The organism is Plantactinospora solaniradicis (assembly GCF_042658085.1).
GTDB classification, from domain to species: Bacteria; Actinomycetota; Actinomycetes; order Mycobacteriales; family Micromonosporaceae; genus Plantactinospora; species Plantactinospora solaniradicis.
The window spans coordinates 192,850-210,111 of sequence record NZ_JBHSPR010000020.1; the positions used below are offsets into that span (position 1 = coordinate 192,850).

Below are 17,262 nucleotides of genomic sequence, written 5' to 3' on the forward strand. Positions count from 1 at the left end.
GTTGACGAGAGCCGCTAGAACGCGTCCACGACGTTGAAGTAGGACCACACCGCTGGCGGCCCGCAGACGGCGCGAATGCTGTACGCCCCCACCGCCGGCATTACCGGGCTGAACCCACGGATCAGCGGATCGGTGCATTCCAGGTAGATCTGGATCGCACCGGTGTAGACCTCGCAGTAGAAGTCGATGGAGTAGCCCGGCGGGTAGTACCCGTAGTAGCAGTTGAACTGCGACACGGCGGCGGTCTTGCTGGACGCCCGGATCGCCGTCATCCGGGACAGGTCGGGCTTCGTCTTCTGGATGGTGAAGATCTCCGTGGCCACCGGGTGGCCCTTGCCCGCGGCGAGATCGCCGGCCGGTGCAGGCGCAGGTGCCGGTGCCGGTGCCGGTGCCGGTGCCGCAGAGGCTGGTGCCGCGATGAAGGCAGACGCTGCCACCATGACCAGCGCGGTCACCGCCAGCCGCAGCGGGGTTACGATGCCGGACCTCGATCCGGCGAACAGTCGACTCATGTGCCAGCTCCTCGGTCGGGTTCCGATGGGGCGACTCCGCCATCGGGAGAAACCGACTATGGCGCCCGGCACTGGACAGAATCTGTAGCGCGACTGGAGGGACCGGATCCCGACGGTCGTCCCCTGACCACGCTGGTCGACAAGGTCGATCGTGGCCTCGACGACCAGCGTGGACGGCTCGGTCAGCTCGTCTCGCCGGCCACGCTGAACGAGCGGAGGCGGTCGATGGCGAGCACGGTGAAGCCGACCGTGAAGACGCCGGACATCACGATCGCCACCGGCAGCGACACCTTGCCCTCCAGCAACGTCGTCGGCGCGATCGTGTCGGCCACCGTCATCACGTAGTGCTGGATCGACAACACCGTCGTACCGCTGACCACGTTGCCGAGCAGACCCTCCCAGATCAGCACGTACACCAGGCCGAGCAGCACCGGACGGCGGGTGACCAGGCTGAGTGCCAGGAAGAAGGCCGAGTAGACCAGCGCACCGACCGCGGTGGCCACCACCAGCCCCAGCCCGAACCGGATCGAATTGGCCAGCACCCCGGCGACGTAGAGCGGAACGGCGGCGGTCAGCGCGGTGACCAGGGTGGCCACCCCGAGCTTGGGCAGCACGATCTGCCAGCGGGGCAACGGCTTCGTCAGGACGTGCACCAGGGTCCCGTCGTCGATCTCGGAACCCAGCACCGCGGTACCGACGATGAGCGCGATGACCGGCAGCACCACCCCGAGGCCGAGGCCGTAGATGATCGGCGAACCCCACTGACCCGGGTCGACCCCGGCCGCCCGGGACATCGCCGCCAGCAGGACCAGCAGCATCGGCAGCGGGAACAACAGCAGGAACCGCCGACGGCCGAAGAGACCGCGTGCGGTGATCCAGGAGATAGTCGACACCGGTCTCACGCCTCCACAAGGTAGGAGAAGACACTCTCCAGGGACTCGTCCGACGGCAGCAGCCGGCGTACCCGGATGCCCGAAGCCAGGGCGATCTTCGGCAGGGCCCGGGTGAAGCTGCCGTAGTCACCGGCCCGGACGGTCAGTCCGTCGCGGTCGATGTCCACGCCGTTGACCGACGGCTGGCCCATCAGCTCGACCGCCAACCGCCGGTCGTCGCTGGACTGCACCGCGAAGACGTGCGGCCGGTTGGTCATCAGCCGCCGGATCGTCCGGAAGTCGCCGGAGGCCGCCAGCCGGCCCGAGACGATCACCTGGACCGTGCCGGAGACCTGCTCGACCTCCTCCAGGATGTGCGAGCTGAACAGGATGGTCCGGCCGGCACCGCCGAGCGAGTGCAGCAGCTCCATCATGTGCATCCGCTGTCGCGGATCCATGCCGTTGAACGGCTCGTCGAGCAGCAGCACCTCGGGATCGTGCACGAGCGCGGCGGCGACCCGCGCCCGCTGGCGCATGCCCTTGGAGTAGGTGCCGATCCGGCGGTCCTGGGCGTCGGCCAGTTCCACCAGGTCGATCGCCCGCTGCGCCGCCGTGTCCGGCTGGGCCAGCCCGTGCAGCCGGGCGCTGGCCAGCACGAACTCGTACCCGCTGAGGAAGTCGTAGACGGCCTCGCGCTCGGTGACCAGGCCGAGTCGGCGGTAGACGGCCGGGTTACGCCAGGTGGGTTCACCGCCGAGCGACACCGTGCCCCGGGAGGGGGCGAGGAACCCGGCCATCATGTGCAGCACGGTCGTCTTGCCGGCGCCGTTCGGTCCCAGCAGGCCGGTCACCCCGGTGCCGAGACTCATCGTCACGTCGTTGACCGCCACCACGTTGCCGTACCAGCGGGACACGCCGTTGAGGTCCACGTTCGTCATGCTGAGCGACCTTTCATTCCCGACCGGCTCACGGAACGCGCGCTTCTCGCGCTCATTTGGCGGCAACCTTCCGGTAGCGGGCGAGCAGCAGCAGGACGCAGCCGGTGACCAGGGCGACCGTGACGAAGCCGTACAGCGGGCCGTAGCCGCCGATGCCGGCCTCGCCGGTCGACTCGAACACCCAGTCGCCGACCCCGCTGACCAGGCTGACCGGGCTGGCGAGGCCGGCAAGCTGGTTCGCGGTCGCGTTCGGCATCAGGGTCAGCACCACCACGATCGGGGTGGTGAGCATGAAGGCACCCACGATCGCCCCGGCCGCGATGGCGCGCCGCCGGATCACCGACGAGATCAGCAGCGCCACCGCACCGAAGACCAGCGCGTGGACGGCGACGTAGGCCAACGCGGCCATGTAGTCACCGAACTCGTCCCACACCAGGCCGACGTCGCCCACGGTGAACGCGGCACCGGCGAACATCACCGTCATCGGCCCGGCCAGCAGCAGGAAGGTCGCGCAGATCAGGGACGCCAGCCGGGCCAGCGCGTAGTCGGCGCGGTGCAGCGGGCGGGCGAAGTACAGCGGCATCACGCCGCTGTGCAGGTCGCGGGAGGCGAGTTCCGGTGCGACGATGGCGCAGAAGAAGATGATCAGGATCGTCAGTACCTCGGGAAACTCGGCGTAGCGCAGCACCACCTCGCCGGTCTGGGCCCGTACCGCCGTCAGCACCACGGCGACGACTCCGACCACCCCGACCACCAGCCACGGGAAGATCTTCGCCTTCGCGGTGCGGCCGAGCCCGAAGGCGGCCCGTAGTCCGTGCAGGAACAGCGCACCGACGATGTGTCGCCGGCCGAGCCGGGGACCGGAGTACCGCTGGTAGCCGATGTCATGGATGACCCCGGTCGGCCTGGCGGCCTGCTGGGCGTCGAGCGTGGTCACTGGAGTCCTCCCCAGGTGGTGCCGGCGTCGGCCAGGTCATCCGGCTGGGCCGGCTCGGTGGCGAAGAGTTCCGCGACCCGGTGCCGCCGCTGGTCGAGCCGGTGCAACGGCAGGTCCAGTTCGGCGACGGCGGTCAGGATCAGGTCGTACGTCGTGTCGTCGAGCAGCGGTACGAGCAGCAGTTGACCTTCGGCGCGTACCGACAGGCCCACCTCGGTCAGCCGGGCGGCCAACTCCTCGGTTCCCTCGCTGACCTCGATCGAGAGCACCTCGGTCACCGTGGTCATGTCGGAGAGCTGCGCGGACCGGAGCAACCGGCCGCCCTCGATCGCGACGAGGGCGTCACAGATCCGTTCGACCTCGCCGAGCAGGTGCGAGCAGACCAGCACGGAGATGCCGAACTCGGTGCCGATCCGTTCGATCAGGGCGAGCATGGCGTCCCGACCGGCCGGGTCCAGGCCGTTGGTCGGCTCGTCGAGCAGCAGCAGATCCGGATCGTGCACCAGCGCCTGGGCCAGCTTGACCCGCTGCTTCATCCCGGTCGAGTAACCGCCGACCTGCCGGTAGCGCTCCTCGTAGAGGCCGACGTGCCGCAGCGTCTCGGAGGCCCGTTCCCGGGCGGTCGTCCGAGGCAGCCCACTCATCCGTCCCATGTGCGTGACGAACTCGGCGGCCGACAGGTCCGGCGGGAGGCAGTCGTGCTCGGGCATGTAGCCGACCCGGGTCCGGACCTCGTGCCCGTCCACGGTCGGGTCGAGCCCGAGCACCCTGGCCTGCCCGCTGGTCGGGCCGAGCAGACCTAGCATGATCTTGATGAAGGTCGACTTGCCGGCCCCGTTGGCCCCGACCAGACCGACGATCCCCGGCTCTACGGTGACCGTCAGGTCGGACAGCGCGGTCACCCGGTTGCCGTACGTCTTGGTCAGCGACTGGGTCGCGATCAGTGTCACGCCGTCACCCTAGAGCCCCGGCGCCCCGCAGTGGGTCCGGGACAGACCCTGAGGGTTCCCCTGATCCTTGCGGGCGCCCCCTAATCCGGCACGGCCGGACGGACAAAACCAGCCAACCTGGTGCCCCGGACCACCGATCCGGTTGGCCCGGTCATTCGACGCTTCCGAACTCCCGTCGGTTGGGTAATCTCCTCGTGGCCACCGATCGAACACCGTGCTGCCGATCGGGACGTCCAATCGGGAGTGGCGGTCTCGACCGATCGGCGGCAGGCTGAGAAACTGTGGGCCGGCGGGGTAGTGGGGAGTGCGATGAGCAACGGGTGGGTGCTGCCCGACGAGTTGCTGCGTGACGCTCCGGCGTACACGCCGCGCCCCTTTGAGCTGGCCGACCTGGAGTTGCTGCTCTCCGGGGCGTACGCCCCGCTCGACGGCTTCATGGGTCGTGCCGACCTGGCTTCGGTGGCCCGGCGTGGGCGGCTCGCCAACGCCACGCCCTGGCCGGTACCGGTGACCCTGCAGATCCCGCCCGAGCTGACCAAGGGACTCGACCTGGCCAATCCGGCCGAACGCGGACTGGTCCTCACCGATCCCGAGGGGGCGCCGACCGCGCTGCTGGAGGTCACCGACCTCTGGCCGAACCGTCAGGGCGCGTACGGCGTGGGCGGCACCGTCCGCCGGATCGGCGACGGCGGGCACGGCCCGTTCCAGCGGCTACGCCGGGCGCCGGGCGAGGTCCGCGAACTGCTGCCGCCGGGCCGGGTGCTCGGGGTGATCGCCGACCGTCCGCTGCACCGCCCACAACTGGCGCAGATCGCCCACGCGGTCCGGACGCTCGCCGCCCACCTGCTCATCCTCATCCCGGTCGCCGACAGCAGTCCGGACGGGCTGCCGCCGGAGGTACTGGTGCGGAGCGTGTTCGGGGCGCGGGACCGGATGCCGCCGGCCACCATCGTCGCGGTGCCGATCGCCCGGCGCGGCGACGAGGTCTGGGACGCACTCCTCCGGGCCCGGGTGGCCCGCGCCTACGGGGTGACCCACGTCCTCTCCACCACCGAGATGCTCACCGGCGGCGGGCTGCGGATGCTGGTGCCGCGAGAGCTGGCCTACGACAACCGGGACGGCCAGTGGCGGTGGCGGGACGACATCCCGCCCCGCAACCGGCGACTGGCGCTGAGCCAGGAGGAGATCGACGACCTGCTCGACCGGGGCTTCCCGTTGCCCGAGTGGCACACCCCGCCGGCCGTGGCCAAGGAGCTGACCCGGGCCCGACCACCCCGTCGGCACCGGGGACTCGTGGTCTTCTTCACCGGGCTCTCCGGCTCGGGCAAGTCGACGATCGCCCGGGGCCTGGCCGACGCGCTGCGGGAAAGCGGGGACCGGACGGTCACCCTGCTCGACGGCGACGTGGTCCGGCGGGAACTCTCCGCAGGCCTCGGTTTCAGCCGGGCCGACCGCGATCTCAACGTACGCCGGATCGGCTGGGTCGCCGCCGAGGTGGCCCGGCACCGGGGGCTGGCGATCTGCTGCCCGATCGCGCCGTACGCCCGGGCCCGGTCCGCCGCCCGGGAGATGGCCCAGGCCGCCGGCGCCGGGTTCATGCTGATCCACGTCGCCACCCCGCTGGCGGTCTGCGAGCAGCGGGACCGGAAGGGCCTGTACGCCCGCGCCCGAGCCGGTCAGCTCACCGGGATGACCGGCATCGACGACCCGTACGAGGAACCGACCGACGCCGACCTGGTGCTGGACACCACCGACCTCCCAATCGAGGACTGCATCCGCACGGTCCTAACCCGCCTAACGGAAACCGGCTGGGTAGAACCCCGCCTACAACCCGCCTGAGGTGTAAGGAAGGGCCCCTTCTTATCGCTTTCTGCATAGGAAGGGCCCCTTCTTAACACCCCCACCTGAGCGCTAGTGTTCGTATCTGTTGGATTGCGTGCGAGCACGGTGGAGGCGGGTGTGGGAAGTCTGGTGCCGGGCATCGACGGCCTGAGCTATGGCGGCGACTACAACCCCGAACAATGGCCCGAGCAGGTGTGGCCGGAGGACGTAGCGCTGATGCGGGAGGCCGGGGTCAACCTGGTCACCGTGGGCGTCTTCGCCTGGGCCTGGCTGGAACCGGCCCCCGGGCGGTACGCCTTCGACCGGCTGGACCGGATCATGGACGGGCTGCACGCCGGCGGGATCAAGGTCTGCCTGGCCACCGCCACCGCCTCGCCGCCGCCCTGGTTCTCGTACGCACACCCCGAGACGTTGCCGGTGGACGCCGACGGCCGACGCCTCACGTACGGCAGCCGACAGGCGATCTGCGCCAGCTCCCCCGAGTACCGGCAGGCCGCACTGGCCCTGACCGAGCAACTCGCCCGGCGTTACTCCGACCATCCCGCGCTGGCCGTCTGGCACGTGCACAACGAGTACGCCTGTCACAACGCGCACTGCTACTGCGACACCTCGGCCGCCGCGTTCCGGAGCTGGCTCCAGCACCGGTACGGCGACCTCGACGGTCTCAACGCGGCATGGGGTACGGCGTTCTGGTCGCAGACGTACACCGACTGGGCGCAGGTGCAACCGCCCCGGGCCACCCCGACCTCGTCGAACCCGGGGCAGGTGCTGGACTTCAAGCGGTTCAGTTCGGACGAGCACCTGGCCTGTTTCACCGCCGAACGGGACCTGCTGCACCGGCTCTCCCCCGGCGTACCGGTGACCACCAACCTGATGACCGCGAGCTGCGTCAACCTCGACTACTGGGACTGGGGCCGGGAACTCACCGGCCCGGACCGGCTGCTCTCCAACGACCACTACCTGCTCGGCGAGCACCCGCTCGAACTGCCGGCCCAGATCGCGTTCGCCGCCGACCTGAGCCGATCGCTGGCCGGTGGGCCGTGGCTGCTGATGGAGCATTCCACCAGCGCGGTCAACTGGCAGCCCCGCAACCTGGCCAAACCGGCCGGACAGCTCGTCCGGGACGCCCTGGCGCACGTGGCCCGGGGCTCGGAGGGCGCGCTCTTCTTCCAGTGGCGGGCCAGCCGGGCCGGCTCGGAGAAGTGGCACTCGGCGATGCTGCCGCACGCCGGGACCGACTCGAAGATCTGGCGTGAGGTGGTCCAGCTCGGCGGCCACCTGCGGGCGCTGGCCGAGATCGAGGGCTCCCGGACCGAGGCGGACGTCGCGGTACTGCTCGACTACGGCAGCGTCTGGGCCCAGGAGGCGGCCAACCAGCCCAGCACGGACATGGTCGCGTTCGACGAGATCCGGCGCTGGCACAGCGCGCTCTGGCGGGCCGGGATCACCGCCGACCTCGCCCTGCCCGGCGCCGACCTGAGCGGGTACCGGCTGGTGCTGGCCCCGGCGCTCTACGCCGTGGACGACGCGGGGATCGACAACCTCACCGGGTACGTCCGGTCCGGCGGCACCCTGGTCGTCGGCCCGTACAGCGGGCTGGTCGACGAGCGGGACCAGGTCCGGCCGGCCCCCCTGCCCGGCGCCTTCGCGGAACTGCTCGGCATCCGGGTCGAGGAGTTCTTCCCGCTGCCCGCCGCCGGCACGGTACGACTCGACGACGGCGCGACGGCGGCGGTCTGGACGGAGGCGCTGACCGCGCCGGACGCCGAGGTACTGGCCCGGTACGCCGACGGTCCCGTTCCGGGCGGTCCCGCGATCACCCGCCGGACCGGTGCCGGCGGTCCGGCCTGGTACCTCGGCACCCGACTGGACGACGCCGCGCTCGGTCGCCTGCTGACCACCGTGGCGGACACCGCCGGTGCCGGGCCCACCCAGGTACCCGTACCCGGAGTCGAGGCGATACGGCGACGGCACCCGGACGGACGGTCGTACCTGTTCCTGCTCAACCACGGTGACCGGCCGGCGGAGGTCGACGCGGCCGGGGTCGACCTGCTCACCGGTGTCCAATGGACCGGCCCGACCAGGGTCGAACCGCACGGCGTCACCGTGCTCGCCGGGCAGCCGCTCCCGGCGCAGCGGACGGGCGCGAAGCAGTCCGCGGAGCCGCCCGCCAGGCGGGGAGCCGGCGCGGAGCGGTCCGCGGAGCCGTCCGCCCGGCGGGGAGCCGGCGCGGAGCCGCCCACCGGGGCCAGACGCTGATGCTGGCCCAGCAACGCCAGGAGGCGATCCTGAGCCGCGTCCGCACCGCTGGCGGGGTCCGGGTGACCGAACTGGCCGCCGAGTTCGGCGTCTCCGACATGACGATCCGACGCGACCTGGAGGCGCTGGCCGAACGCGGCCTGCTGGCCAAGGTGCACGGCGGGGCGACCACGGCCCAGCCCGGCTCGACCGACGAGCCGGGTTTCGCGGCCAAGTCCGTCCGGCAGCGGGCCGAGAAGGCCGCCATCGCCCGGGAGGCCGCCGGGCTGGTCACCCCGGGGATGGCGGTCGCGCTCTCCGCCGGTACGACCACCGCCGAACTCGCCCACCGGCTGACCGGGATACCGGCGCTGACCGTGGTCACCAACTCGATCCCGGTCGCCGAGATCCTGCACCGGTCCGGACGCCCGGACCAGACGGTGGTGCTCACCGGCGGGGTACGCACACCGTCCGACGCGCTGGTCGGGCCGGTGGCGGTCGCGGCGATCCGGTCGCTCCACCTGGACCTGGTCTTCCTCGGCGTGCACGGAATGAGCGAGCGGGCCGGCTTCAGCACGCCGAACCTGTTGGAGGCCGAGACGAACCGGGCGCTGCTGGCCTCGGCGGACCGACTGGTGGTACTCGCCGACCACACCAAGTGGGCGACCGTCGGCATCTCCTCGTTCGCCGAACTGTCCGAGGCGCACACCGTCGTCTCCGACGCCCACCTGCCCGAACCGGCCCGGACGGCCCTGGCCGCCCAGGTCACCGAACTACTGATCTGCGAGCTGTCGGCATGAACAAACGGAGCGGGGAGGTGGCATGAGCGAGCGGAGCGATCGAATCAGTCAGCTCAGCGCGGCATGAGGCGTACGTCGGTGAAGCTCGCGGACGGGCGCGAGCTGATCTACTTCGACGAGCGGTCGGACGCGGTCCGGGAGGGGCCGGACCGGCGGGACCTGCCGCTGCCGCCACCCGCCTCGCAACTCCGGTACGACCCGCTGGTCGACGAGTGGGTGGCGATCGCCGCACACCGGCAGGGCCGGATCTTCCTACCGCCCAGCGACCAGTGCCCGCTGTGTCCGTCCACTCCGGAACGGTCCAGCGAGATCCCAGCGTACGACTACGACGTGGCGGTCTTCGAGAACCGCTTCCCGTCCTTCAGCGACCGGCCCGGGGACCCACCCGGACAGGTCACCCCGTACACCGCCGTCCGGCCGGGGACCGGGCGGTGCGAGGTGGTCTGCTTCACCGCGGACCACCACGCCTCGTTCGGCACCCTTCCCCCGACCCGGGTCCGCACCGTGCTGGAGGCGCTCGCCGACCGTACCGCCGCGCTTGCCGGGCTGCCCGGAGTGGAGCAGGTCTTCTGCTTCGAGAACCGGGGCGTGGAGATCGGGGTCACCCTGCACCATCCGCACGGCCAGATCTACGCGTACCCGTTCCTGCCACCGCGCAGCCGGGCGATGCTGAACGCGGCCGAGCGGCATGCGGAACGTACCGGTGGACGGAACCTGTACGCGGACGTCCTCGCCGCCGAGCGGGCTGCCGGGGACCGGGTGGTGGCCGAGAACGAGCACTGGACGGCGTACGTGCCGGCCGCCGCCCGCTGGCCGTTCGAGGTGCATCTGGCGCCACACCGGCCGGTGCCGGACATCCCGGCGCTGGACGACGCCGAGCGGGACGCCTTCGGGCCGCTCTACCTCGACCTGCTGCGCCGCCTCGACGCGCTCTTCGACCGGCCACTGCCGTACATCTCGGCGTGGCACCAGGCGCCGGTGCACGCCGCGCCGGGCCTGGGTCACCTGCACCTACAGGTGTTCAGCATCCGGCGGGCGGCGGACAAGTTGAAGTACCTGGCGGGATCGGAGTCGGCGATGGGCGTCTTCATCAACGACATTCCGCCGGAGCGGGCGGCCCAGATGTTGCGGGACCTCGCCTGAGGCGAGGCGACCTGAGGCGAGACGACCTGAGGCGGGGCGATCCGGCCATCCCTGTCGGGGGGTGGCCCTAGGCTGCCGGCATGACCCACTCGACGGCTCCGGCCGGTGCCGACGGGCTGGCCACGGCGATGGTGGCCCGGGTGGCCGCCGGTGAGCTGCCCGGCCTGGTCACCCTGGTCGCCCGGGGCGACGACGTCCGCGTCGACCCGATCGGCACGCTGACCTTCGGCGGCACCGTGCCGATGCGCCGCGACACGATCTTCCGGATCGGTTCGATGACGAAGCCGGTGCTCGGGGTCGCCACGATGATGCTGGTAGAGGACGGCAGACTCGCCCTGGACGAGCCGATCGACCGCCTGCTGCCGGAGTTGGCCGGACAGGGCGTGCTGCGCCGGCTCGACGGCCCGCTCGACGACACCGTGCCGGCCCACCGGCCGACCACGGTCGAGGACCTGCTGACGTTCCGGATGGGGTTCGGCCTGATCTTCGAGCCGAGCTTCCAGCCGCCGTACCCGGTCGTCGCCGCGACCGACGAACGGCAACTGCGGATCGGGCCGCCGGATCCGCGTACGCCGCACGACCCGGACGAGTGGATCAGACAGTTCGGGACGCTGCCGCTGCTGCACCAGCCCGGCGAACGGTGGGAGTACGACAGCGCCGCGCTGGTGCTGGGGGTCCTGGTCGCCCGCGCCGCCGGGCAGTCGTTGCCGGACTTCTTCCGGGCCCGGATCTTCGCGCCGCTCGGCATGACCGAGACCGGCTTCTCGCTGCCCACCGGAGACCTCGACCGGCTGCCGGGCTACTACGCGACCGACCCGGAGACCGGCGCGCTGGCGGAACAGAAGCTCTCCATGCCGGGCGAGTGGGCCGAGCCGCCCGTGTTCCCGTCCGGCGCGGCTGGCCTGGTCTCCACCGTGGACGACTACCTGGCGTTCGCCCGAATGCTACTGCACCGGGGAGTCCACCGGGGTGAGCGGCTGCTGTCGGAGCGCTCCGTCGAGTTGATCACGACCAACCACCTGACGCCGGAGCAGATCGCCGGGGGCGGGCCGGTACTGGACGGACAGGGTTGGGGCTACTGCCTCGCGGTCAGTACCGTGCCGGACGAGGTGTCCCCGGTGCCGGGCCGGTACGGCTGGGACGGCGGCTACGGCACGTCCTGGTTCAACGACCCCCACCGGGATCTGATCGCGATCGCGCTGACCCAGACGGTCGACTTCCTGTTCAACGGCGGGCTGACGGAGTTCCAGCGGCTGGCCTGACCGCTGGCACCTGGCGGTTCGGAAGTCTTCGTCAGTCGGCGGCGGCCGGCAGGCTGACCGTGACGACGAGGCCGCCGCCCTCGCGGGGCTCGGCGTGCACGGTGCCGCCGTGCGCCAGGGTGACCGCCCGGACGATCGACAGTCCGAGTCCCGCACCGGCGGTGCCGGCAGCGAGTCGGTCGGTGTCGAGCCGACGGAACGGCTCGAACAGGCTCGGCACCTCGTACCGGGGTATGACCGGCCCCGTGTTGCTGACCCGCACCACGACCGAACCGTCCGGCCCGGCGCCGCTGCTGATCCGTACCCAGCCGTCCTGCGGGGCGTTGTGCCGTACCCCGTTCTCGACCAGGTTCTGCACCAGCCGTTCCAGCAGGACGGAGTTGCCGGTGGTCGGCGCCTCGGCCGCCTCGGCGTGTACGACGACCGGGCCCGGCGGCACCTGTGCGACCACGTGCTCCACGACGTCCGCCAGGTCCAGGTAGGCGCGGTCGGCCACCTCGCGTTCGGAGCGGGCCAGTAGGAGCAACCCGTCGATCAGCCGCTCGTGCCGGGCGTTGACCGCCAGCAGCGTCGTGCCGAGCTGGCACAGTTCCGCAGACGCCGTGTCGCTGTCGACAGCGACCTCCAGCAACGTCCGGTTCAGGGTGAGCGGCGTACGCAGTTCGTGTGAGGCGTTGGCGATGAACCGCCGTTGTCCGTCGAAGGCGTGGTCGAGACGTTCCAGCATCACGTCGAAGGTGTCGGAGAGTTCCTTGATCTCGTCGGGTGGGCCAGCCAACGCGATCCGCTCGTGCAGGCCACGATCGGCGTCCGGGGCACCGGCGATGCGTCGGCCGTCTCGGTCACCCGATGCAGCGGTTGTAGCAGCCGTCCGGCGATCAGCCAGCCGAGGGCCACCGCGGCGGTACCCACCACGAGCAGGGCGATTCCGCCCTGGGTGAGGAGCGCGTCGAGGGCGTCCCGCCGGGTGTCGGGGGCCGTCCGGGTCACCTGTTGCAGGTTCTCCGGTAAGGACGGCGGCTCGGCATCACCGGACCGCGTCGGCGATGACGTCTGCTGGCCGCCCGCCGCGTCCGGGTCGGCCTGCTGACCACCCGCCGGGTCCGGACCCGACACCGTGATAGAGGAGTGGTCCGGCAGTTGCTGCGAGACGAGGGCGTACGTCACCCCGAGCAGCAACAGCCCGGCGAGCAGGAAGAGTCCGCCGTAGACCAGCGTCAGCCGGGCCCGGATGGTCAGCCTGGTGGACCACATCCGGTTCACGGGATCCGGTACCCCACTCCCGGTTCGGTCAGCACGAGCGGGGGATCGCCGAGCTTGCGCCGCAGTTTGAGGATCGCCATCCGCACCGCGTGGGTGAACGGATCCGCATGTTCGTCCCAGGCCTTCTCCAGCAACTGCTCGGCGGAGACCGCCGCACCGTCGGCGCGGAGCAGTTCGGCGAGGACCGCGAACTCCTTGCGGGACAGCGGGACGTACCGGCCGTCGCGGTAGACCTCACGGCGGTGCGGGTCGAGGCGTACCCCGGCGCGTTCCAGGATCGGCGGCGCGGCCGACCGGGACCGCCGGCCCAGCGCGCTCACCCGGGCGGCCAGTTCCCGGAACGCGAACGGCTTGGGCAGGTAGTCGTCCGCACCCAGGGCCAGCCCGGTGACCCGGTCGTCGATCTCGGCGGCGGCGGTGAGCATCAGCACCCGTACCGGGGACTCCTGTCGGGCGATCGCCCGGCACACCTCGTCGCCGTGCACGACCGGCAGGTCACGGTCGAGCACCACCACGTCGTAGTCGTGTACGTCGATCCGTTCCAGCGCCGCGCCACCGTCGTGCACCACGTCCACCGCGTGGGCGCCCCGGCGCAGCCCCTGGGCGACCGTGTCGGCGAGCAGCCGTTCGTCCTCGACCAGCAGGATCCGCATGTCTCAATGGTGATCCGGACCAGGTCACCTCGGCGTCAACCTTTTCCGTGACGGCCGGGAAAGGTCGGTTCGGTTCTACTTCCACCGGTGGCCGGCGACCGTCCGGCCCGGACAGCAGGAGGTGGACGACGATGCGGACCAGGACGAGGCTGGTACTCGGTCTGCTGCTCGCTCTGGCGGTAGCCGTGCCCGGTTGCGGCCCGGCCGACAACGGCGGCGACGGGGTGGCCACCGCGGGTGGCGGTCCGACCGGCGCCGCCGGAGCGAGTCCGGAGCCGAGCGATCGTCAGGGCCAGCAGGAGGAATTGCTGCGGTTCGCCCAGTGCATGCGCGCCAACGGCGTGCCGGAGTACCCGGACCCGGAGTTCGACGGCGGCGCGGTCAACCTGTCGCTGCCGGAGGGTACGGATCGGCAGAAGGTCGAGGCGGCGCAGCAGAAGTGCAAGCAGCACCTGCCCAATGGTGGTGAGCCGGCAAAGTTGGACCCGGCGGCGCGGGAACAGATACGGGAGTACGCGAAATGCATGCGCGCGAACGGCGTACCGAAGTTCCCGGACCCCGACGAGAACGGTGGGATCAGCATCGAGGGCGGTCCCGACCTCGACCCGAAGTCCGAGGTCTTCCGGGCGGCCGAGCGGGAGTGCGCGAAGCACCGACCGCTGGGGCCGTCCGGCGCCACGGACAGCGGCAACCGGAGCGACGACGGCTGAGCGAGCCGGATCAGGCGCACCGAGCCGGGCTGACAAAATACACGTCTATGGAGAAACGCGTTCATTTCATCACGGCTGCGACGCTCGATCTCGACGCGGCCCGACGGTTCTACGTCGACGGTCTGGGCTGGACGCCGACGCTCGACGTACCGGACGAGATCATCTTCTTTCAGGTGGCTCCGGGAGTGGTGCTCGGCCTCTTCGACGCGGACGCGTTCCTCGCCGACATCGACGCTGGATCCGCACTCGCGGCCGCGCCGAGCGGATTCACCCTCTCGCACAACGTCGACAGCGCCGAGGATGTCGACCGGGTGTTGAGCCAGGCGCTCGCTGCCGGGGCGAGGATCGTCAAGCCGGGGCGGCAGGCAGCCTTCGGCGGCTACCACGGATATTTCGCCGACCCGAACGAGGTGCTGTGGGAGGTCGCCCACAACCCGGGCTGGCGGGTCGCCGACGACGGGACCGTCATCCTCGGCGCGGCCGAGGAGTAGCAGGCCCGATCCGGAGCGCCCCGATCCGCTGCTGCTGCTGCTGCGGCTACTGCCGCCGCCGCGGTGGCGATCACGGACGGGAATGAGGGCGCGGGGGGCCCGGGACAGGGCCCCCCGCAGGGAAGGGACGGCCGGCTGTGCGCAACAGCCGGGAAGACCGTCCTACCGGTACGGGCCTCTCGCGGCGGCCTCGACCGGACCGGTCTTCCTGGACGCGACTGGCATCACGTCCACCCTGTCCAACGAGGCTGACCGAAGGGTGGTAACGGTAGAAATCGGTCGCACCTGGACGCCACCCGAGGTGGTATCCGTGGATGTTGACGACTTGTCGCCGTCGGAACGACCACAAGTCGTCAACATCACGAACGAACATCACGACAGTCGCGAACGAACATCTCGAACATCGCGGACGGCGAAGCGTCAGGCGGCGAGCTTCCTGGCCAGGTTGCCGTCCAGCGCGGCCATGAACTCGTCGGTGCTCAGCCACGGGGCGTCCCGGGAGATGAGCAGGGCCAGGTCCTTGGTCATCTGGCCACCCTCGACAGTCTCCACGCAGACCTGCTCCAGAGCCTCCGCGAACCGGGTCACCTCGGGCGTGCCGTCCAGCTTGCCCCGGTGGGCCAGACCCCGGGTCCAGGCGAAGATCGACGCGATCGGGTTGGTCGAGGTCTTCTCGCCCTTCTGCCACTGCCGGTAGTGCCGGGTGACCGTGCCGTGTGCCGCCTCGGCCTCGACCGTACGGCCGTCCGGGGTCATCAGCACCGACGTCATCAGGCCCAGCGAACCGAAGCCCTGCGCCACCGTGTCGGACTGCACGTCACCGTCGTAGTTCTTGCAGGCCCAGACGAAGCCGCCCTCCCACTTCAGCGCGGCGGCCACCATGTCGTCGATCAGCCGGTGCTCGTAGGTGATCCCGGCGGCGTCGAACTCGGCCTTGAACTCGCTCTCGAACACCTCGGCGAAGATGTCCTTGAACCGACCGTCGTACGCCTTCAGGATGGTGTTCTTCGTCGACAGGTAGACCGGGTAACCCCGGTCCAGGCCGTACCGGAGCGAGGCCCGGGCGAAGTCCCGGATCGAGTCGTCGAAGTTGTACATCCCCATCGTGACGCCGCCGCCGGGGAAGTTCGCGACCTCCATCTCGACCGGGGCACCACCGTCGGCCGGGGTGTAGGTGATGGTCACCGTGCCCGGCCCCGGCACCACGAAGTCGGTGGCCTTGTACTGGTCGCCGTGCGCGTGCCGGCCGATGATGATCGGCTTGGTCCAGCCGGGCACCAGCCGGGGCACGTTGGACATGATGATCGGCTCGCGGAACACCACGCCGCCGAGAATGTTCCGGATCGTGCCGTTCGGCGAACGCCACATCTTCTTGAGGCCGAACTCCTCGACCCGGGCCTCGTCCGGGGTGATGGTGGCGCACTTGACGCCGACGCCATGCTGCTTGATGGCGTTCGCGGCATCGACCGTGACCTGGTCGTCGGTCTCGTCGCGGTACTGGATCGACAGGTCGTAGTAGTGCAGGTCGACGTCGAGGTACGGCAGGATCAACTGCTCGCGGATCTGCTTCCAGATGATCCGGGTCATCTCGTCGCCGTCGAGTTCTACCACCGGGTTCGTAACCTTGATCTTCGCCATCGGCCGGCGCTCCTCTCCGGGACACATGCTCTCTAGCAGTACGAGCGTACTGCAGCGCGCCGAGGGTCCGTACACTGCCTGCCATGGTCAACTGTTCCGTCGGTCGGGCCACCGTCATCGCCCTGCCGGACGCCGAGGGGCTGTTCTTCCAGCCCCGCGCCGAGGCGTTCCCCACCGCGACCCCGGAACACTGGCGGCTGGCCGACGAGCGCGACGCGGCCGCGGTGACCGCCGACGGGCAGTGGCGACTGCCGTTCCGATGCTTCGCGATCCGGTTCGACGGCGATCCGGACAACGGCAACGACGGTGGTCGGGTGATCCTGGTCGACACCGGCGTCGGACCGGCCGACGCCCCGGCGAAAAGCTGGGCTCCGGTGCCGGGCCGGCTGCCGGCCGAACTGGCCGCCGCCGGCATCACGCCGGACGAGGTCGACACGGTGGTGCTCACCCACATGCACACCGATCACATCGGCTGGGCCGTGACGGGGAACCCGCCGACCCCGTACTTCCGGAACGCCCGCTATCTGCTGCAACGGGCGGAGATCGACGCCATCCGCCGGAACGGCGCCCCCGGCCTGGCCGAACACCTCCTCGACCCACTCCTCGCCACCGGCCAGCTCAGCGCCGTCGACGGCGACGAACAACTGGCCACCGGCGTACGCGTCCTCTCCACCCCCGGTCACACCCCCGGCCACCAGTCCGTGCTGGTCGAGGCTGATCGGTTAACAGGGGGCCCTTCTTCTACAAAAAGCGATAAGAAGGGGCCCTTCCTTACCGCTGAGGCTCTGCTGCTCACCGGCGACCTGCTGGTGCACATGGTGCAGCTGGTCGCGCCCGAGCTGCCGTACGCCCACGAGGACGATGCGGTCATGGCCCGGCGGTCCCGGGAGAGGGTGCTCGGCGAGCTGGCCCGACGGCCGGGAGCCAGGCTGGGCACCCCGCACCTGAGTACACCCTTCGTTCCGCTGTAGTACCACTTCAGGTCGATTGGTGCCGGTGGTGCGGTTCGCGCC

17 protein-coding genes are annotated in these 17,262 nt (G+C 70.7%); 8 read left to right on the forward strand and 9 right to left on the reverse strand.

Going from position 1 to position 17,262, the window contains the following annotated elements:
- Positions 1 to 14: 14 nt before the first annotated feature.
- The 5 genes from ACFP2T_RS25220 to ACFP2T_RS25240 form a co-directional block, all read right to left on the reverse strand.
- Positions 15 to 512: a hypothetical protein gene (locus tag ACFP2T_RS25220; protein WP_377425486.1), complete on the reverse strand. Its 498-nt coding sequence runs from the start codon at positions 510 to 512 to the stop codon at positions 15 to 17.
- A 182-nt stretch (positions 513 to 694) separates the two neighbouring features.
- Positions 695 to 1,405 (reverse strand): ABC transporter permease, encoded by a 711-nt coding sequence (locus ACFP2T_RS25225; RefSeq protein ID WP_377425488.1) that lies wholly within the window; start codon positions 1,403 to 1,405, stop codon positions 695 to 697.
- A gap of 5 nt (positions 1,406 to 1,410) precedes the next feature.
- The gene (locus tag ACFP2T_RS25230) at positions 1,411 to 2,322 is read right to left on the reverse strand and encodes an ABC transporter ATP-binding protein (RefSeq protein ID WP_377425492.1); all 912 of its coding nucleotides are present in this window, start codon (positions 2,320 to 2,322) and stop codon (positions 1,411 to 1,413) included.
- Positions 2,323 to 2,374: 52 nt separating this feature from the next.
- Positions 2,375 to 3,259, reverse strand: a complete 885-nt coding sequence (locus tag ACFP2T_RS25235; protein ID WP_377425495.1) for an ABC transporter permease subunit — start codon at positions 3,257 to 3,259, stop codon at positions 2,375 to 2,377.
- Positions 3,256 to 4,209: an ABC transporter ATP-binding protein gene (locus tag ACFP2T_RS25240; protein WP_377425497.1), complete on the reverse strand. Its 954-nt coding sequence runs from the start codon at positions 4,207 to 4,209 to the stop codon at positions 3,256 to 3,258. The genes ACFP2T_RS25235 and ACFP2T_RS25240 overlap by 4 nt, the downstream gene beginning before the upstream one ends.
- Positions 4,210 to 4,518: 309 nt before the next feature.
- Here ACFP2T_RS25240 and cysC point away from each other — a divergent pair, with 309 nt between their 5' ends.
- The 5 genes from cysC to ACFP2T_RS25265 all read left to right on the forward strand — a co-directional run bounded on the left by cysC (position 4,519) and on the right by ACFP2T_RS25265 (position 11,494).
- Positions 4,519 to 6,048, forward strand: a complete 1,530-nt coding sequence (gene cysC / locus ACFP2T_RS25245; RefSeq protein WP_377425499.1) for an adenylyl-sulfate kinase — start codon at positions 4,519 to 4,521, stop codon at positions 6,046 to 6,048.
- A 120-nt stretch (positions 6,049 to 6,168) separates the two neighbouring features.
- Positions 6,169 to 8,310, forward strand: a complete 2,142-nt coding sequence (locus ACFP2T_RS25250) for a beta-galactosidase (protein ID WP_377425502.1) — start codon at positions 6,169 to 6,171, stop codon at positions 8,308 to 8,310.
- Positions 8,310 to 9,089, forward strand: a complete 780-nt coding sequence (locus ACFP2T_RS25255; RefSeq protein ID WP_377425504.1) for a DeoR/GlpR family DNA-binding transcription regulator — start codon at positions 8,310 to 8,312, stop codon at positions 9,087 to 9,089. The genes ACFP2T_RS25250 and ACFP2T_RS25255 overlap by 1 nt, the downstream gene beginning before the upstream one ends.
- Positions 9,090 to 9,152: 63 nt before the next feature.
- On the forward strand, positions 9,153 to 10,232 hold the full coding sequence (gene galT, locus ACFP2T_RS25260) for a galactose-1-phosphate uridylyltransferase (protein ID WP_377425507.1): 1,080 nt from the start codon (positions 9,153 to 9,155) through the stop codon (positions 10,230 to 10,232).
- 80 nt (positions 10,233 to 10,312) lie between these two features.
- On the forward strand, positions 10,313 to 11,494 hold the full coding sequence (locus ACFP2T_RS25265; RefSeq protein WP_377425509.1) for a serine hydrolase domain-containing protein: 1,182 nt from the start codon (positions 10,313 to 10,315) through the stop codon (positions 11,492 to 11,494).
- Positions 11,495 to 11,525: 31 nt separating this feature from the next.
- Here ACFP2T_RS25265 and ACFP2T_RS25270 read toward each other — a convergent pair whose 3' ends face one another.
- The 3 genes from ACFP2T_RS25270 to ACFP2T_RS25280 are packed head-to-tail and all read right to left on the reverse strand — an operon-like array spanning position 11,526 to position 13,410.
- On the reverse strand, positions 11,526 to 12,272 hold the full coding sequence (locus ACFP2T_RS25270; protein WP_377425512.1) for a sensor histidine kinase: 747 nt from the start codon (positions 12,270 to 12,272) through the stop codon (positions 11,526 to 11,528).
- Positions 12,221 to 12,748, reverse strand: a complete 528-nt coding sequence (locus tag ACFP2T_RS25275; protein WP_377425515.1) for a sensor histidine kinase — start codon at positions 12,746 to 12,748, stop codon at positions 12,221 to 12,223. The genes ACFP2T_RS25270 and ACFP2T_RS25275 overlap by 52 nt, the downstream gene beginning before the upstream one ends.
- A 5-nt stretch (positions 12,749 to 12,753) precedes the next feature.
- Positions 12,754 to 13,410 carry a response regulator transcription factor gene (locus ACFP2T_RS25280; RefSeq protein WP_377425517.1) on the reverse strand — a complete coding sequence of 219 codons (657 nt, stop codon included), beginning with the start codon at positions 13,408 to 13,410 and terminating at the stop codon, positions 12,754 to 12,756.
- A 131-nt stretch (positions 13,411 to 13,541) separates the two neighbouring features.
- Here ACFP2T_RS25280 and ACFP2T_RS25285 point away from each other — a divergent pair, with 131 nt between their 5' ends.
- A complete protein-coding gene (locus ACFP2T_RS25285) occupies positions 13,542 to 14,120 on the forward strand; it encodes a hypothetical protein (RefSeq protein ID WP_377425518.1) in 579 nt (192 codons plus the stop codon).
- A gap of 47 nt (positions 14,121 to 14,167) precedes the next feature.
- Entirely contained in the window at positions 14,168 to 14,611 is a 444-nt protein-coding gene (locus tag ACFP2T_RS25290) for a VOC family protein (protein WP_377425520.1), read from the forward strand.
- A gap of 420 nt (positions 14,612 to 15,031) precedes the next feature.
- Here the strand turns inward: ACFP2T_RS25290 and ACFP2T_RS25295 are convergent, their stop codons facing one another.
- A complete protein-coding gene (locus ACFP2T_RS25295) occupies positions 15,032 to 16,249 on the reverse strand; it encodes an NADP-dependent isocitrate dehydrogenase (RefSeq protein WP_377425523.1) in 1,218 nt (405 codons plus the stop codon).
- Between the two features lie 83 nt (positions 16,250 to 16,332).
- Between ACFP2T_RS25295 and ACFP2T_RS25300 the strand changes: the two genes are divergently transcribed.
- The gene (locus ACFP2T_RS25300; protein ID WP_377425525.1) at positions 16,333 to 17,220 is read left to right on the forward strand and encodes an MBL fold metallo-hydrolase; all 888 of its coding nucleotides are present in this window, start codon (positions 16,333 to 16,335) and stop codon (positions 17,218 to 17,220) included.
- The last annotated feature ends 42 nt before the right edge of the window (positions 17,221 to 17,262 follow it).

Coding starts and splice junctions, on each gene's coding strand:
- ACFP2T_RS25295 (WP_377425523.1), bottom strand. CDS start 16,249: ATGGCGAAGATCAAGGTTACGAACCCGGTGGTAGAACTCGACGGCGAC.
- ACFP2T_RS25280 (WP_377425517.1), bottom strand. CDS start 13,410: ATGCGGATCCTGCTGGTCGAGGACGAACGGCTGCTCGCCGACACGGTC.
- ACFP2T_RS25220 (WP_377425486.1), bottom strand. CDS start 512: ATGAGTCGACTGTTCGCCGGATCGAGGTCCGGCATCGTAACCCCGCTG.
- ACFP2T_RS25230 (WP_377425492.1), bottom strand. CDS start 2,322: ATGACGAACGTGGACCTCAACGGCGTGTCCCGCTGGTACGGCAACGTG.
- ACFP2T_RS25285 (WP_377425518.1), top strand. CDS start 13,542: ATGCGGACCAGGACGAGGCTGGTACTCGGTCTGCTGCTCGCTCTGGCG.
- cysC (WP_377425499.1), top strand. CDS start 4,519: ATGAGCAACGGGTGGGTGCTGCCCGACGAGTTGCTGCGTGACGCTCCG.
- ACFP2T_RS25265 (WP_377425509.1), top strand. CDS start 10,313: ATGACCCACTCGACGGCTCCGGCCGGTGCCGACGGGCTGGCCACGGCG.
- galT (WP_377425507.1), top strand. CDS start 9,153: ATGAGGCGTACGTCGGTGAAGCTCGCGGACGGGCGCGAGCTGATCTAC.
- ACFP2T_RS25255 (WP_377425504.1), top strand. CDS start 8,310: ATGCTGGCCCAGCAACGCCAGGAGGCGATCCTGAGCCGCGTCCGCACC.
- ACFP2T_RS25275 (WP_377425515.1), bottom strand. CDS start 12,748: ATGTGGTCCACCAGGCTGACCATCCGGGCCCGGCTGACGCTGGTCTAC.
- ACFP2T_RS25290 (WP_377425520.1), top strand. CDS start 14,168: ATGGAGAAACGCGTTCATTTCATCACGGCTGCGACGCTCGATCTCGAC.
- ACFP2T_RS25300 (WP_377425525.1), top strand. CDS start 16,333: ATGGTCAACTGTTCCGTCGGTCGGGCCACCGTCATCGCCCTGCCGGAC.